This is a genomic window from Streptomyces lienomycini (assembly GCF_027947595.1).
In the GTDB taxonomy this organism is placed as follows: Bacteria; Actinomycetota; Actinomycetes; order Streptomycetales; family Streptomycetaceae; genus Streptomyces; species Streptomyces lienomycini.
The window spans coordinates 6110474-6127372 of record NZ_CP116257.1 but is presented as its reverse complement, the minus strand read 5'-3'; the positions used below and the strand labels follow the sequence as shown (position 1 = coordinate 6127372).

General features: G+C 70.5%; 10 protein-coding genes. 6 read left to right on the top strand and 4 right to left on the bottom strand.

Going from position 1 to position 16899, the window contains the following annotated elements:
• Positions 1-228 precede the first annotated feature (228 nt).
• From BJ961_RS27935 to BJ961_RS27920, 4 genes are all read left to right on the top strand, one after another.
• Positions 229-1500, top strand: coding sequence for an extracellular solute-binding protein (locus BJ961_RS27935; protein ID WP_271415555.1), 1272 nt, complete (start codon positions 229-231; stop codon positions 1498-1500).
• Positions 1501-1611: 111 nt separating this feature from the next.
• On the top strand, positions 1612-2616 hold the full coding sequence (locus BJ961_RS27930) for a carbohydrate ABC transporter permease (RefSeq protein ID WP_271415554.1): 1005 nt from the start codon (positions 1612-1614) through the stop codon (positions 2614-2616).
• Between the two features lie 13 nt (positions 2617-2629).
• Positions 2630-3541, top strand: a complete 912-nt coding sequence (locus BJ961_RS27925; RefSeq protein ID WP_271415553.1) for a sugar ABC transporter permease — start codon at positions 2630-2632, stop codon at positions 3539-3541.
• A 129-nt stretch (positions 3542-3670) separates the two neighbouring features.
• On the top strand, positions 3671-5353 hold the full coding sequence (locus BJ961_RS27920; RefSeq protein WP_271415552.1) for a glycoside hydrolase family 13 protein: 1683 nt from the start codon (positions 3671-3673) through the stop codon (positions 5351-5353).
• 201 nt (positions 5354-5554) lie between these two features.
• On the opposite strand, the gene BJ961_RS27915 is transcribed toward BJ961_RS27920, so the two are convergent.
• The 3 genes from BJ961_RS27915 to BJ961_RS27905 are packed head-to-tail and all read right to left on the bottom strand — an operon-like array spanning position 5555 to position 8624.
• Entirely contained in the window at positions 5555-6184 is a 630-nt protein-coding gene (locus BJ961_RS27915) for a LutC/YkgG family protein (protein ID WP_271415551.1), read from the bottom strand.
• Positions 6181-7860, bottom strand: a complete 1680-nt coding sequence (locus BJ961_RS27910; protein ID WP_271415550.1) for a lactate utilization protein B — start codon at positions 7858-7860, stop codon at positions 6181-6183. Before BJ961_RS27910 ends, BJ961_RS27915 begins: the two co-directional genes overlap by 4 nt.
• Positions 7857-8624: a (Fe-S)-binding protein gene (locus tag BJ961_RS27905; RefSeq protein ID WP_271415549.1), complete on the bottom strand. Its 768-nt coding sequence runs from the start codon at positions 8622-8624 to the stop codon at positions 7857-7859. Before BJ961_RS27905 ends, BJ961_RS27910 begins: the two co-directional genes overlap by 4 nt.
• Positions 8625-8830: 206 nt before the next feature.
• Here BJ961_RS27905 and BJ961_RS27900 point away from each other — a divergent pair, with 206 nt between their 5' ends.
• The gene (locus BJ961_RS27900) at positions 8831-10504 is read left to right on the top strand and encodes an L-lactate permease (protein ID WP_271415548.1); all 1674 of its coding nucleotides are present in this window, start codon (positions 8831-8833) and stop codon (positions 10502-10504) included.
• A 12-nt stretch (positions 10505-10516) separates the two neighbouring features.
• On the opposite strand, the gene BJ961_RS27895 is transcribed toward BJ961_RS27900, so the two are convergent.
• Positions 10517-11236, bottom strand: coding sequence for a FadR/GntR family transcriptional regulator (locus BJ961_RS27895; protein ID WP_271415547.1), 720 nt, complete (start codon positions 11234-11236; stop codon positions 10517-10519).
• A 204-nt stretch (positions 11237-11440) separates the two neighbouring features.
• On the opposite strand from BJ961_RS27895, the gene pulA reads away from it, so the two are divergent.
• On the top strand, positions 11441-16855 hold the full coding sequence (gene pulA, locus BJ961_RS27890) for a pullulanase-type alpha-1,6-glucosidase (protein WP_271415546.1): 5415 nt from the start codon (positions 11441-11443) through the stop codon (positions 16853-16855).
• Positions 16856-16899: the final 44 nt, after the last annotated feature.

Genomic DNA, 16899 nt, shown 5'->3' with positions numbered 1-16899 from the left:
TACCGCTCGGGCCCCGTAAACAAGCGTCTCATGACGGTCGCCGAGAGGTCACGCCCGGATAACTTCGGAGATCTCTTGCACATTTTTGCAGCAAGACCTTTCGCCGAGCTTTCAACGCTGTTACGTTCACGTCGCCCGACGGCAGCAACGAAGCGGTCGGCGGTCGGCAGGAGCGGCGGACGGGCCCGCACCCTGCACCACACGGGCTTTCACCCTCAAGGAGAACTCATGCGGCGTGGCATAGCGGCCACCGCGCTGGTGGCGTCCCTCGCCCTGGCGGCGACGGCGTGCGGCGGGGACGGCGACAGCGACAGCGAGTCGGGCGGACCGGTCACCATCACCTACTGGGACACGTCCAACGCGACCAACGAGGCGCCGACCTACAAGGCCCTGGTCAAGGAGTTCGAGGCCGCCAACAAGGGCGTCAAGGTCAACTTCGTCAACGTCCCCTTCGACCAGGCGCAGAACAAGTTCGACACCGCCGCCGGTGCCTCGGGGGCCCCGGACGTGCTGCGCACGGACGTCGGCTGGACCGCCGCCTTCGCCAAGAAGGGCTTCTTCCTGCCGCTGGACGGCACCGAGGCCCTCGCCGAGCAGGACAAGTTCCAGCCCAAGCTGATCGAGCAGGCCAAGTACGAGGGCAAGACCTACGGCGTCCCGCTGGTCACCGACACCCTCGCCTTCGTCTACAACAAGGAACTGTTCAAGAAGGCCGGCGTCGAGGCCCCCAAGACCTGGGACGACCTGAAGAAGGCCGCCGCCACCATCAAGGACAAGACCGGCGTCGACGGCTACTGGGCCTCCACCGCCGGGTACTACGCGCAGCCGTTCCTGTACGGCGAGGGCACCGACACGGTCGACGTCGAGGCCAAGAAGATCACCGTCAACTCGCCCGAGGCGAAGAAGGCGTACGGCACCTGGCTGAGCCTGTTCGACGGCAAGGGCCTGCACAAGGCCGACGTCACCGCGGACGCCTACGCCCACATCCAGGAGGCGTTCGTCAGCGGCAAGGTCGCCTCGATCATCCAGGGCCCGTGGGAGATCACCAACTTCTACAAGGGCTCCGCCTTCAAGGACAAGAGCAACCTCGGCATCGCCACCGTCCCGGCCGGCACCACCGGCAAGGCGGGCGCCCCGACCGGCGGCCACAACCTGTCGGTCTACGCCGGTTCGGACAAGGCGCACCAGGAGGCGGCGCTGAAGTTCGTGAACTTCATGACCTCGGCGAAGTCCCAGGAGGCCGTCGCCCTGAAGAACTCCACGCTGCCGACCCGCGACGACGCCTACACCGAGCAGGTCAAGGCCGACCCGGGCATCGCCGGCTACCAGACGGTCCTGCCCGCCGCCCAGCCGCGCCCGTCGCTGCCGGAGTACAGCTCCCTGCTGACCCCGCTGGACGACGAGCTGCCCCAGATCGCCGGCGGCAAGAAGTCCCTGGACAAGGGGCTGGGCGACGTCGAGACCGCGATCGCCAAGCTGGTGCCGGACTTCAGCAAGTAGAGGCACCCGACCGCCGGGTCCCCCAGTGGGGGGAGGGGACCCGGCGGTCACCGGCCGTGCGCCGCACCCCCGACCCTCTGATCTTCCTGATGCTCCCGAAGGTGTCGAACCATGACAGTCACCATCGACCGCGCGACCGGCAAGCGCCGCGGTGACCGCAGCCCGCGGCCCGGCCTCGGCCGGCGTCTGAAAGACGGCTACCAGAAGCACTGGTACGCCTACGCCATGATCGCGCCGGTGGCCGTCGTGATCGGCGTCCTCGTGCTGTATCCGCTGGGATACGGCCTCTACCTCACCCTCACCGACGCCAACAGCCTCAACAGCGCGCGCACCATCGGCGTCAACGAGATCGAGGCCACCTACAAGTTCGTCGGCCTGGACAACTACGCCGACATCCTGTGGGGCCCGACGGCGTACGACCGCTTCTGGTCGCACTTCATCTGGACCATCGTGTGGACGGCGGTCTGCGTCGGCCTGCACTACTTCATCGGCCTGGGCCTGGCCCTGCTCCTCAACCAGAAGCTGCGCGGCCGCACCCTCTACCGGCTGATCCTGGTCCTGCCGTGGGCCGTGCCCACCTTCGTCACCGTCTTCGGCTGGCGCTTCATGCTCGCCGACGAGGGCATCATCAACGCGGCCCTGGAGTGGCTGCACCTGCCGACGCCGGCGTGGCTCGAGGACACCTTCTGGCAGCGGTTCTCCGCCATCATGGTCAACACGTGGTGCGGTGTGCCGTTCATGATGGTCTCCCTCCTCGGCGGCCTGCAGTCCATCGACAACACTCTGTACGAGGCGTCCGAGATGGACGGCGCGAACGCCTGGCAGCAGTTCCGCCACGTCACCCTGCCCGGCCTCAGGTCCGTCAGCTCCACCGTCGTCCTGCTCGGCGTCATCTGGACCTTCAACCAGTTCGCCGTGATCTTCCTGCTGTTCGGCAACACCGCCCCCGACGCGCAGATCCTCGTCACCTGGGCGTACCAGCTCGGCTTCGGGCAGCAGCCGCGCGACTTCGCGCAGTCCGCGGCCTACGGCATCCTGCTGCTGGCCATCCTGATCGTCTTCACCTCCTTCTACCGCCGCTGGCTGAACCGCAATGAGCAGCAGCTCGCGAACTGAGGCAGGAGCCGCCATGAGTACAAGCACCGCGCCGACCGAGGCCCCCGCCGAGCGGGCCGCCCCGTCCGCCGCAGCCCCGCGCAAGGTCCGCGGCCGCGGCGAACGCAGCCGCGCCGCGTCCCTCGCCTCCCACGGCGTCCTGACCCTCGCGAGCCTCGTCGCGCTCTTCCCGGTCGCCTGGCTGGTCTACCTGTCCCTCGGCCCGGACAAGAACGACTACCTGCACCCCGGGCGCATCTGGTCGAAGATGACCTTCGACAACTACGCGTTCGTGCTCCAGGACACCAACTTCTTCGACTGGCTGAAGAGTTCGCTGATCGTCTCGCTGGGCACCACGGTCATCGGCGTCATGGTCGCCGCCACCACCGGCTACGCGGTCTCGCGGATGCGCTTCCCCGGCTACAAGAAGCTCATGTGGGTCCTGCTGGTCACCCAGATGTTCCCCATCGCGGTACTGATCGTGCCGATGTACCAGATCCTGTCGAAGCTCCAGCTCATCGACAACTACTTCGGCCTGGTCCTCGTCTACTGCTCGACCGCGGTGCCGTACTGCGCCTGGCTGCTCAAGGGCTACTTCGACACCATCCCGTTCGAGATCGACGAGGCCGGACGCGTCGACGGGCTGAGCCCCTTCGGCACCTTCTTCCGGCTGATCCTGCCGCTGGCCCGGCCGGGCCTCGCGGTCGCCGGCTTCTACAGCTTCATCACCGCCTTCGGCGAGGTCGCCTTCGCCTCGACGTTCATGCTCAGCGACACGAAGTACACCTTCGCCGTCGGACTGCAGAGCTTCGTCAGCGAGCACGACGCGCAGCGCAACCTGATGGCGGCCACCGCCGTGCTCGTCGCGATACCCGTCTCCGCGTTCTTCTACCTGGTGCAGAAGAACCTGGTGACCGGCCTCACCGCGGGCGGCACGAAGGGCTGATCGCCGCCCGACCCGGAAAACGTCCGGCCGCGGTGCCCATCCGACCCCGCAGCACCGCGGCCGGCCGCCTCCTCCGCCACCGACGCCTCGACTCCGTACCGCTCCGTTTCGCTACGTACCAAGGACGACATGAGCCAGCAGCCTTCCGCCGCACCGGCCCCCACCTCCGCCGTCGCCACCGTCTCCGAGCGCCACGACTGGTGGCGGGACGCGGTCATCTACCAGGTGTACCCGCGCAGCTTCGCCGACAGCAACGGCGACGGCATGGGCGACCTGGAGGGTGTCCGCACCCGCCTGCCCTACCTGCGCGACCTGGGCGTGGACGCCGTGTGGCTCAGCCCCTTCTACGCCTCCCCGCAGGCCGACGCCGGCTACGACGTCGCCGACTACCGGGCCGTCGACCCCATGTTCGGCACCCTCCTGGACGCCGACGCGCTGATCCGCGACGCCCACGCGCTGGGCCTGCGCATCATCGTCGACCTGGTGCCCAACCACTCCTCCGACCAGTACGAGTGGTTCAAGCGCGCCCTCGCCGAGGGCCCCGGCTCCCCCTCCCGGGACCGCTACCACTTCCGCCCCGGCAAGGGGAAGAACGGCGAACTGCCGCCCAACGACTGGGAGTCCATCTTCGGCGGCCCCGCCTGGACCCGGGTCACCGAGCCCGACGGCACGCCGGGGGAGTGGTACCTGCACCTGTTCGCCCCCGAGCAGCCCGACTTCAACTGGGAGCACCCGGCCGTCGGCGACGAGTTCCGCTCCATCCTGCGGTTCTGGCTGGACATGGGCGTGGACGGCTTCCGCATCGACGTCGCCCACGGCATGGTGAAGGCCGCGGGCCTGCCCGACCTCGGGTCCCACGAGCAGCTGAAGCTGCTGGGCAACGATGTCATGCCGTTCTTCGACCAGGACGGCGTCCACGACATCTACCGCCAGTGGCGGCTGATCCTCGACGAGTACAGCGGCGAGCGCATCTTCGTCGCCGAGGCCTGGACCCCGACCGTCGAGCGCACCGCCCACTACGTCCGCCCGGACGAGCTGCACCAGGCGTTCAACTTCCAGTACCTGGGCACCCACTGGGACGCCGAGGAGCTGCGCACGGTCATCGACCGCACGCTGGACGCCATGCGCCCGGTCGGCGCCCCCGCCACCTGGGTCCTCTCCAACCACGACGTCACCCGCCACGCCACCCGCTTCGCCAACCCGGCGGGCCTCGGCACCCAGATCCGCCTGGCCGGCGACCGCGCACTGGGCCTGCGCCGCGCCCGCGCCGCCACCCTCCTCATGCTGGCCCTGCCCGGCTCGGCCTACGTCTACCAGGGCGAGGAACTGGGCCTCCCCGACGTCGTCGACCTGCCCGACGAGGTCCGCCAGGACCCGGCCTACTTCCGCGGCGCGGGCCAGGACGGCTTCCGCGACGGCTGCCGCGTCCCGATCCCGTGGACCCGCGAGGGCTCCTCGTACGGCTTCGGAGAGGGCGGCAGCTGGCTGCCGCAGCCGGCGGGCTGGGGCGAGCTGAGCGTAGAGGCGCAGACCGGCGAGCCCGGCTCGACCCTGGAGCTGTACCGCGAGGCCCTGGCCGTCCGCCGCGCCACCGCCGACCTCGGCGCGGGCGACGCGATCGAGTGGCTGCGCGCCCCCGAGGGCGTCGTCGCCTTCCGGCGCGGGGACTTCGTCTGCGTCGCCAACACCACCGGCGAATCGGTGGCGGTGCCCGCACACGGACGCGTCCTGCTGGCCAGCGGTGAGATCACCGAGGCGTCCGGCGAGGCGAAGGTACCGGCGGACACGACGGTGTGGTGGACCCGGGCCTGACACCCGGCAGAACCCGCTGCCAGGAGGCCCGCCGCGTTCCGAGGAGGGGAGCGGCGGGCCTCGCTGACGGGGGTGGTGTGCCGAAAAGCGTGAGCAGTCGGCGGCCATGTGTCCTCCGGGCGCTCAAACGAGCGGCCCAAGGACAAAGTCGGCCCGAGTGCTCACGCTTTTGAGGTGATGCCCCCACCCTCCGCCCGGCGCTCACGCGTCGGTGCGGATCACCACCTCCAGGGTGCGCGGGCCGTGCACGCCCTCGACCCGCTCCAACTCGATGTCGGAGGTCGCCGACGGCCCGCTGATCAGCGTCGTCGGCCGCTCCGGCACCAGCCGTGCCACGGCCTCCGGCACGCCGACCGTCACCGACGACAGGTCGACGACGCACACGTGCAGGTCGGGGACGAGCGACAGCGCCCGTCGGCCCTGGCCGGACGAGCCGTCCAGGAAGATCGTGCCGGTCTCCGCGCAGCTGACGGCGGAGGCGGTCACCACCGCGTCCAGCGCGTCGAGCGCGGGCGCCGGAACGTCCGCCGAGTCCTCCCGGACCTCGCCGTCGTAGGCGCCCAGCCAGGTCGGGTCGAGTCCGGCCGGCACCCCGACCTTCCGCGCCCCGCGCTCGCGCAGCACCTCGGCGACGACCGCCGCGGTGCGGTCGGCGGTGCACGGGTGCACCCGCGCCTTGTAGTCGACCAGCCGGTCCACGAAGAGGGCGAGCCGCTCCTCGTCGGGCAGGGTGCGGCCGGTGAGGTAGGCGCGGGGGACGGCCACCTCGGGCGCGCGGGACAGGGCCAGCGCGTCCCGGACCCGTCCGAGCACAGTCTCGCGTGCGGTCACCGCTCCTCCTCGGGGTCATGGGCGCCGGCCAGGGCGCCGGATGCGTCGGAGCTGTCGGGGCCATCGGGGTAGGCGGGTTCGGCGGGGGCCGCCACACCGCGACCGGCCGCCTCGGCGGGGCCGGCCGTCTCGGCGGGGCCGGCCGTCTCGGTCCGCCGGGCCGCCTCGCCCTCCTCGGCCGCCGCTCGCAGGGCTCCCGCGCCGTCGGCGGAGGCCAGCCAGGAGCGGAAGCTCTGCTTGGGCGGCGCCGGGGTGTCCCGGCTGTCGCTCCAGCCGTCGAACGGCGGTGGGAGGTGCGAGAACACGCCGTCCCGCCCGGCCAGCACACGGCCCGCTCCGGCCGCCTTCTGCGCGGCGGTGAACAGCTTCGGCCGCTTCATGACCGTGGCCGCCGCCTTCATCGCCAGCTTCTCGGCCGTCACCCCGGACCGCTCGGTGTGCTGGTGGCGCAGCTCGACCAGGAGCGACGGGATGTCGATCTTCACCGGGCAGGCGTCGAAGCAGGCCCCGCACAGGCTGGAGGCGTACGGCAGCGAGCTGTTGGGGTCGTCCTTCGCGGCGTGCATCCCGGCGAGCTGCGGGGTGAGCACCGCGCCGATCGGCCCGGGGTAGGTCGAGCCGTAGGCGTGGCCGCCGGTCCGCTCGTACACGGGACAGACGTTGAGGCAGGCCGAGCAGCGGATGCAGTTGAGGGCCTCGCGCCCGATCCGGTCCGCGAGCGCCGCCGTGCGCCCGTTGTCGAGCAGCACCAGATGGAACTCCTGCGGCCCGTCGCCCGGGGTCACCCCCGTCCACATCGAGGTGTACGGGTTCATCCGCTCACCGGTCGAGGAACGCGGCAGCAACTGGAGGAAGACCTCCAGGTCCTGGTAGCGGGGGAGTACCTTCTCGATGCCCATGACGGTGATCAGCGTCCGGGGCATGGTCAGGCACATCCGGCCGTTGCCCTCGGACTCGACCACCGACAGGGTGCCGGTCTCGGCGATCCCGAAGTTGGCGCCGGAGACCGCCACCGGGGTCGTCATGAACTTCTCGCGCAGGTACGCGCGGGCCGCCGCCGCCAGATGCGCGGGCACGGAGTCGAGGTCCGGGTCGACGCCCGGGATCTCCCGGCGGAAGATGTCCCGGACCTCGTCGCGGTTGCGGTGGATCGCCGGGACCAGGATGTGCGACGGCTTGTCGTGGGCGAGCTGCACGATCAGCTCGGCCAGGTCGGTCTCGTACGCGGTGATCCCCCGCGTCTCCAGGTGCTCGTTGAGCCCGATCTCCTGGGTGGCCATCGACTTGACCTTGATGACCTCGTCGCTGCCGGTCTCCTCGACCAGCCGGGTGACGATCTCGTTGGCCTCCACGCCGTCGCGCGCCCAGTGGACGGTGCCGCCGTGCTCGGTGACCTTCCGCTCCAGCTGTTCCAGCAGCTCGGGCAGCCGGTTCATGGTGTCCGTCTTGATCGCCGAACCGGCGTCGCGCAGCGCCTCCCAGTCCGGCAGTTCACCGGTGACCGCGAGCCGCTTGGCGCGGATGGAGTGGGTGGCCTTGCCGAGGTTGCGGCGCAACTGCTCGTTGCGCAGCTCACCGCTCGCGGCCTTGGGGAACTTCTTGTCGCCGCGCAGGTTGCCCGTCCCGTACGGCGAGCGGGGCGGGGCGGCGGGCATGCCGAGGAAGGTGCTGCTCATCGGGCGGCCTCCGTCAGGGCGTACGGCGAGGTGCGGGTCGCGGCGAGGATCTGCGCCAGGTGCAGGGTGCGCGTACCGGCCTTGATGCGGGACAGGCCGCCGCCGATGTGCATCAGGCAGGACGCGTCGCCGGCCGTGCACACGTCGGCGCCGGTGCCGGTGACGTGGCGCATCTTGTCCTGGAGCATGGCGGAGGAGGTCTCGCCGTTCTTGACCGCGAAGGTGCCGCCGAACCCGCAGCAGGCATCCGCCTCGGGCAGCTCCACCAGGTCGATGCCGTCGACCGCGCGCAGCAGCCGCAGCGGCTTGTCGCCCACCCGCAGCATCCGCAGCGAGTGGCAGGTCGGGTGGTACGTCACCCGGTGCGGGAAGTACGCGCCGACCCGCGTCACGTCCAGGACGTCGACGAGGAACTCCGACAGCTCGTACGTCTTGGCCTTCACGGTGGCGACCCCGGCACGCAGTGCCGCGTCCCCGTACCGCTCGGCGACGATCTCGTGCTGGTGGCGGACCGAGCCCGCGCACGAACCGGACGGCATCACCACCGCCTCGATCGACGGGTCGCCGAACTGCTCGGCGAAGCCCCGCACCAGGGGGACCGGCTCGCGCTGGTAGCCGGTGTTGACGTGCATCTGGCCGCAGCAGGTCTGCTCCGGCGGAAACACCACGTCGTGCCCCAGACGGGCCAGCAGTACCGCGGTGGATTTCACCGCCTCGGGGAAGAGTGTGTCTCCCAGACAGGTGGCGAAGAGTCCGATGCGCATGGGATCTCCTCGATCGTTCGTATGGTCGGACCATACTAGCCTCGGTCCGTAAGGGGAAGAGAAATAGTTTGGTCGGACCTTATTGACATGCGACATCTTCAGTGACCTACTGAGAAACCGTTCGACAGTGACAGGGCGCCCAGGCCGCTCGGGGCTCGGGGCACCCGGTGCCGGCACGGCGCGCAAAACTCAGGAGGAGCACTTCCGTGACCACCGCGCCACCGGCCGTCCTAGCGGCCTTCACCCCCGACGTGGCCGCCGTCGGGGACAGCCTCGCCGCCACCGCCCTCCTGGGCGTGGTCCCCCTCGCGGCCTTCTTCCTGCTGCTGATGGCGGCCAAGCGCTCGGCCCTGCAGTCCGCGCTCGGTGCCCTGCTGGTCGCCCTGCTGGTGGCGGTGTTCGGCTACGGGATGCCGGTTCGGCTGGGCGTGCTCTCCGCCACCCAGGGCGCGGTGTTCGGCCTCTTCCCGGTGATGCTGATCGTCGTCGCCGCGATCTGGTTCTACGAACTCACCGTGATCAGCAAGCGCTTCGAGGACCTGCGCCGCTCCTTCAGCGCCGTCGGCCGGGGCGATCTGCGGATTCAGGCCATGCTCATCGCGTTCTGTTTCGGCGGCCTCCTGGAGGCCCTCGCCGGCTTCGGCGCCCCGGTCGCGATCACCGCCGCGATGCTGATGGCCCTCGGACTGCCGAAGCTCAAGTCGGCCGTGACCGTCCTGCTCGCCAACACCGCACCGGTCGCCTTCGGCGCCATGGCCATCCCCATCACCACCGCCGGGAACCTCACCGGCATCCCGGCCGAGGACGTCGCCGCGGTGATCGGCAGGCAGAGCCCGCTGCTGGCGCTCTTCGTGCCGCTGCTGCTGCTCTTCGTCGTCGACGGACGGCGCGGTGTCCGGCAGTTGTGGCCCATCGCCCTGGTCACCGGATTCGTCTTCGCGCTCGCCCAGTTCTGGTGCGCGTCCCACTTCGCGTACGAACTCACCGACGTCGTCGCCTCACTCGCCGGCTTCGCGGCCGCCGTGCTGATGCTGCGCTTCTGGGTGCCGAAGACCCCCGACGACCAGCGCTCCCAGGTCGACCCGGAGCCGCTGACCCCCCGCCGGGTCACGTTGGCCGTGCTGCCGTACGTCCTGGTCATCGCGATCTTCGGGCTCGCCAAGCTGAACGTCGGCGGGCTGGACATGCCCACGCTGCTCGGCAAGCTCACCCTGGAGCTCGACTGGCCGGGCCTGTACGGCAACCTCCTCGCCGCGGACGGTTCCCCCTCCGGGAGCGCGGTCTACAAGCTGGAGGTGCTGGGCAACCCCGGCACGCTGCTGATCATCTCCGGGCTCCTCGTGATGCTCGTGTACGGCCTGGCGGGCGACACCGACCGCTATCCGATGACCGCCCGCGCGGGTCTGGCCGCCGCGGGACGCACCGTGAAGAACATGCGCACCGCCATCGCCACGGTCGCCACCGTGCTGGCGCTCGGATACGTCATGAACCAGTCCGGCCAGACGGTCGCCATCGGCACCTGGCTCGCCGCCGTCGGCGGACTCTTCGCCCTGTTCTCCCCGATACTCGGCTGGCTCGGCACCGCCGTCACCGGCTCCGACACCTCCGCGAACGCACTGTTCGCCACCCTCCAGCAGACCGCGGGCCAGGGCGCGGGCATCGACCCGACCCTGCTGGTCGCCGCCAACACCTCCGGTGGCGTCGTCGGCAAGATGGTCAGCCCGCAGAACCTGACCATCGCCGCCACCGCGGTCGAACAGCCCGGCTCCGAACGCGTCCTGCTGGGCAGGGTCGCCGGATACAGCGTCGGGATGCTGGCGGTGCTGTGCGTCCTGGTGTACCTGCAGTCGCTGCCGGTGCTGTCCTGGATGCTGCCGTAACCGGACGGGGCGCTAGCCGCTGACCAGGGTGCCGTGGAAGCCGCGGATGTGCTTCTCGGCCAGGTCGGCGGCCTTCCCGCCCTCGCCCGCGCGCACCAGTCGCAGCAGTTCGGCGTGCTCGGCGTTGAGCGCCGCAGCCGTGGCCGGCCAGTCCTCGGCGGCCTCCAGGGCCCGCAGGATCAGCGGGCGCACCGACTCGCGCACGGCCGAGGTGAGGGTGGAGGTGAGCTGGTTGCCGGAGCCGCGGGCGATCTGCACGTGGAAGCGGGTGTCGAGGTCGTTGAACTCGGGCACGTCCACGCCCGGTTCACCCATCCTCGCGACGAGTGCCGCCGCCTCGTCGAGGTCCTCCGCCGAGGCATGCTCCGCGGCGGCCTCGAAACTCGAGCGCTCCAGCACCACGCGGGCCTCCAGCACGTCCTCCAGGCCGTAGCTCCCCAGCGCGAAGTGCAGGCGCAGCAGCCGGCCGAGCGCGTCGTCGGGGTTGCGCACGATCCGCGCACCGGCGTCCGGTCCGCGGCCCGCCTGCGCGACCAGCACCCCGATGGTCTCCAGCACCCGCAGCGCCTCGCGCAGCGCGGACCGGCTGACACCCAGGACCGGTGCCAGCTCGCGCTCCGGCGGCAGCCGGTCCCCGGCCTTCAACTCCCCGGCCAGCACGCGTTCCTCGATGCTCTGGAGCACGAGTTCGTGCGTGCGGGACTGCCGCACGGGCTGCCACTCGACGGACATCTGCCACTCCCTCGCTCGGCCGGACGGTTTACCGCCCCAACTATGTCACACAACGTATGTGGTCGGACCAAACCGTCCGACAGCCCCAAGATCGTGAAAATTCTTGCCGTTGCTTTCACTGCTCTTGCCGCAACTCTTGCGACAGCGCTACGGTCTCGCCGGGGTCGGACCCGAACGAGCCGTACTCGCAAGGAGCTCACGCCTGTGATACCGAGATGGCCGGTGCCTGTCGCGCGCCGTACCGCACGAGTGAGACGGGTCGCGGCCGTCACCGTGACCGCGCTCGCCGCCGCCCTGCTTCCCCCGCTCGCCGCGCGGGCCGACGCCCCGCCCGCGCCCCCGTCCGACGCGAAGCTGGCGAAGACCGCCGCACGCCACGACCTGACCCGCGAGCAGTTCTACTTCGTCCTGCCGGACCGTTTCGCCAACGGCGACACGCGCAACGACAAGGGCGGCCTGACCGGCACCCGGCTCACCACCGGCTACGACCCCACCGACAAGGGCTTCTACCAGGGCGGCGACCTCAAGGGCCTCACCGAGAAGCTCGACTACATCAAGGGCCTGGGCACCACCTCCATCTGGATGGCGCCCCTCTTCAAGAACCAGCCCGTCCAGGGCACCGGCAAGGACGCCTCGGCCGGCTACCACGGCTACTGGATCACCGACTTCACCCAGGTCGACCCGCACTTCGGCACCAACCAGGACCTGAAGAACCTCATCTCCAAGGCCCACGCCAAGGGCATGAAGGTCTTCTTCGACGTCATCACCAACCACACCGCGGACGTCGTCGACTACGAGGAGAAGTCCTACGACTACCTCTCCAAGGGCGCCTTCCCCTACCTGACCAAGGACGGAAAGCCCTTCGACGACGCGGACTACGCGGACGGCGAGCGCCGCTTCCCGCGCGTGGACGCCGGCTCCTTCCCGCGCACCCCGGTCGTCCCGGCCGCGAAGAAGAACCTCAAGGTCCCGTCCTGGCTCAACGACCCCGCGATGTACCACAACCGGGGCGACTCCACCTGGGCCGGCGAGTCGGCCACCTACGGCGACTTCAACGGCCTCGACGACCTGTGGACCGAACGTCCCGAGGTCGTCGACGGCATGGAGAAGATCTACCAGCGGTGGGTGAAGGACTTCGCCATCGACGGCTTCCGGATCGACACCGTGAAGCACGTCGACATGGAGTTCTGGACCCAGTGGGCGACCGCGCTGGACGCCTACGCCGCCAAGAAGGGCCGCGACGACTTCTTCATGTTCGGCGAGGTCTACTCCGCCGACACCTCCGTCACCGCGCCCTACGTCACCCAGGGCCGCCTGGACTCCACCCTGGACTTCCCCTTCCAGGACGCGGCCCGCGCGTACGCCTCCCAGGGCGGCAGCGCCCGGAAGCTCGCCTCGGTCTTCGGCGACGACTACAAGTACACGACCGACAAGGCCAACGCCTACGAGCAGGTCACCTTCCTCGGCAACCACGACATGGGCCGCATCGGCACCTTCCTCAAGCAGGACGACCCCGAGGCCACCGACGCCGAACTGCTGAAGAAGGACAAGCTCGCCAACGAGCTGATGTTCCTCAGCCGCGGCAACCCGGTGATCTACTACGGCGACGAGCAGGGCTTCACCGGCGCCGGCGGTGACAAGGACGCCCGCCAGCCGATGTTCGCCTCCCGCACAGCCGACTACCTCGACGACGACCAGCTCGGCACCGACCGCACCCACGCCGAGGCCGCCTACGACCCGAGCGCCCCGCTCTACCGGCAGATCAGCGCCCTCGCCGAGCTGCGCAAGGCCAACCCGGCCCTCGCCGACGGCGTCCAGACCGAGCGCTACGCCGCCGACGGCGCCGGGATCTACGCCTTCTCCCGCACCGACGCGAAGACCGGCACCGAGTACGTCGTCGCCTTCAACAACGCCGACGCGGCCAGGACCGCCACCTTCGCCACCGGCTCGGCGGACATGGCCTTCCGCGGCCTCTACGGCACCGACGCCACCGTGACGTCGGGCGCCGACACCAAGGTCACCGTCACCGTTCCGGCCGGGTCGGCCGTCGTCCTCAAGGCCGCGGGCAGGCTCGCCCGGCCCGTCGCCAAGCCGACGATCACCCTGCACGCCCCGGACCCCGGCGCCACCGGCACCGTCGAGCTGAGCGCCGACGTCGCGGGCGGCCGGCTCAACCGCGTCGTCTTCGCCGCCCAGACCGGGAACGGGAAGTGGCGCACCCTCGGCACCGCCGACCACGCCCCCTACAAGGTCACCCAGGCCGTCGACGCGGACACCCCGCCCGGCACCGCCCTGCGCTACAAGGCGGTCGTCGTCGACTCGGCGGGCCGCACCGCGAGCGCCACGGCCGCCTCCACCACCGGCACCCCGCCCGCCGAGGAGGTCCCCACCGCCGCCTCCCGGGACTACGCGGTCGTCCACTACAAGCGCGCGGACGGGAACTACGACGACTGGGGCCTGTACGCCTGGGGCGACCTCGCCGACGGCGAGGCGACCACCTGGCCCGACACCCACCCCTTCACCGGCCGCGACGCCTACGGCGCCTTCGCCTACGTCAAGCTCAAGCCGGGCGCGTCGAACGTCGGCTTCCTCGTCATCGACAAGGGCGGCAACAAGGACGTCGCCGCCGACCGCACCATCGACGTCACCGCAACCGGCGAGGTGTGGATCGAGCAGGGCAAGGAGCAGGTCGCCACGGAGCGGCCCGAGTACCCCGCCCAGGACACCACCAAGGCCGTACTGCACTACAAGCGCGCCGACGGCACCTACGACGGCTGGGGCCTGCACGTCTGGGGCGACGCCGCGAACCCCACCGACTGGGCCAAGCCGCTCCAGCCGGTCGGGACCGACCCCTACGGCGCGGTCTTCGAGGTGCCCCTCACCGAGGGCGCGAGCAGCCTCAGCTACATCGTCCACCAGGGCGACGAGAAGGACCTGCCCACCGACCAGGCCCTCGACCTCAAGGCCGACGGCCACGAGGTGTGGCTGCTGAGCGGCCAGGAGGACTACCTGCTGCCGCAGCCCGCGGGCTCGGCCGCGGCCGTCGACCTCACCACCTCCAAGGCGGTCTGGATCGACCGGAACACCGTCGCCTGGAACGGCTCGGAAGGCGCCGCCTCCACCCAGCTGCTCGCCTCCCGCACCGGCTCCATCGCCGCCGCGGACGGCCGGCTCACCGGCGACGACCAGCAGTGGCTCCGCCTCACGAAGAGCGCCCTCACCGACGCCCAGAAGGCGAAGTTCCCGCACCTGGAGGAGTACACCGCCTGGTCCGTCGACCCGCGCGACCGCGACCGGGTCCGCGAGGCCCTGCGCGGCCAGGTCGTCGCCGCCCAGCGCACCGCCACCGGCGCCCTGCTCGCGGCGACGGGCGTACAGACCGCCGGGGCCCTGGACGACCTGTACGCGGACCGGGCGACCGGGGCCGATCTCGGCCCGGTCTTCCACCACGGCCGGCCCACCCTCTCCGTGTGGGCGCCGACAGCACAGGACGTCCGGCTGGAGATCGGCGACCGCACCGTGCGGATGCGGCGCGACGACGCCACCGGCGTCTGGTCCGTCACCGGCCCCAAGTCCTGGAAGGGCAAGTCCTACCGGTACGCGGTGAAGGTCTGGGCACCCACCGCGGGCGAGGTCGTCACCAACAAGGTCACCGACCCGTACTCCCTCGCCCTGACCACCGACTCCGAGCGCAGCCTCGTCGTCGACCTGGACGACCGCTCCCTCGCCCCCCGCGGCTGGGAGCACTACCGCAAGCCCGAGGCCGTCCCGCTGCGGGACGCGCAGATCCAGGAGCTGCACATCCGCGACTTCTCCGTCGCCGACCCGACCGCCGACGCGGACCACCGGGGCACCTACCTCGCCTTCACCGACGAGAAGAGCGACGGCTCGAAGCACCTGCGCGAGCTGGCCGAGGCCGGTACGTCCTACGTGCACCTGCTGCCCGCCTTCGACATCGCCACCATCCCCGAGAAGAAGTCCGAGCAGACCACGCCCGACTGCGACCTCGCCTCCTACCCGGCCGACTCCGAGAAGCAGCAGGAGTGCGTGACCAAGGCCGCCGCCAAGGACGCCTTCAACTGGGGCTACGACCCGTACCACTACACGGTCCCCGAGGGCTCCTACGCCACCGACCCGGACGGCACCGAGCGCACCGTCGAGTTCCGCAAGATGGTCAAGGCCCTCAACGACGACGGCCTGCGCGTCGTCATGGACGTCGTCTACAACCACACGGCCGCGAGCGGACAGGCGAAGACCAGCGTCCTCGACCGGATCGTGCCCGGCTACTACCAGCGGCTGCTCGCCGACGGCTCGGTCGCCAACAGCACCTGCTGCTCGAACACCGCCACCGAGAACGCCATGATGGGCAAGCTCGTCGTCGACTCGGTCGTCACCTGGGCCAAGGAGTACAAGGTCGACGGCTTCCGCTTCGACCTCATGGGCCACCACCCGAAGGCCAACATCCTCGCGGTCAGGAAGGCCCTGGACGCGCTGACCCTCAAGAAGGACGGCGTCGACGGCAAGAAGGTCATCCTGTACGGCGAGGGGTGGAACTTCGGCGAGGTCGCCGACGACGCCCGCTTCGTGCAGGCCACCCAGAAGAACATGGCCGGCACCGGCATCGCCACCTTCTCCGACCGGGCCCGCGACGCCGTACGCGGCGGCGGCCCCTTCGACGAGGACCCCGGCGTCCAGGGCTTCGCCTCCGGCCTCTACACCGACCCCAACGGCTCGGAGAACAACGGCACCGAGGCAGAGCAGAAGGCCCGCCTGCTGCACTACCAGGACCTGATCAAGGTCGGGCTGACCGGCAGCCTCGCCGACTACGCCTTCACCGACACCGACGGCAAGGAGGTCAAGGGCTCCGAGGTCGACTACAACGGCGCACCCGCCGGATACGCGGCGGCACCCGGCGACGCCCTCGCCTACGCCGACGCGCACGACAACGAGTCCCTCTTCGACGCGCTGACCTTCAAGCTGCCGAAGGACACCTCCGCCGACGACCGGGCCCGCATGCAGGTCCTCGCCATGGCGACCGCCGCCCTCTCGCAGGGCCCGGCGCTCTCCCAGGCGGGCACCGACCTGCTGCGCTCCAAGTCACTGGACCGCAACTCCTACGACAGCGGCGACTGGTTCAACGCCCTGCACTGGAACTGCGCCGACGGCAACGGCTTCGGCCGGGGGCTGCCACCGGCCGCGGACAACCAGGACAAGTGGCCGTACGCCAAGCCCCTGCTGAGCGACGTCCAGGTCGGCTGCCCGCAGATCAACGGCGCCTCGGCCGCCTACCAGGACCTGCTGAAAATCCGTACGAGCGAGAAGGACTTCTCCCTCACGACGGCCGGCCAGGTGCAGTCCCGGCTCTCCTTCCCGCTCTCCGGCAAGGAGGAGACACCCGGCGTGATCACCATGCGCCTCGGTGACCTGGTCGTGGTCTTCAACGCGACCCCGCAGGAGCAGCGGCAGCGGGTGACCGACGCGGCCGGAACCGGCTACCGGCTGCACCCGGTGCAGGCGTCCGGAGCGGACGGGGCTGTGAAGAAGGCGGCCTACGCGGACGAAACGGGCACCTTCACGGTGCCGGCCCGCACGGTGGCGGTCTTCACCCGCGCCGGCTAGCGCCCCGCGGTTAGGGTGCTCCTGTCCGCCGCAGAACAGGAGCA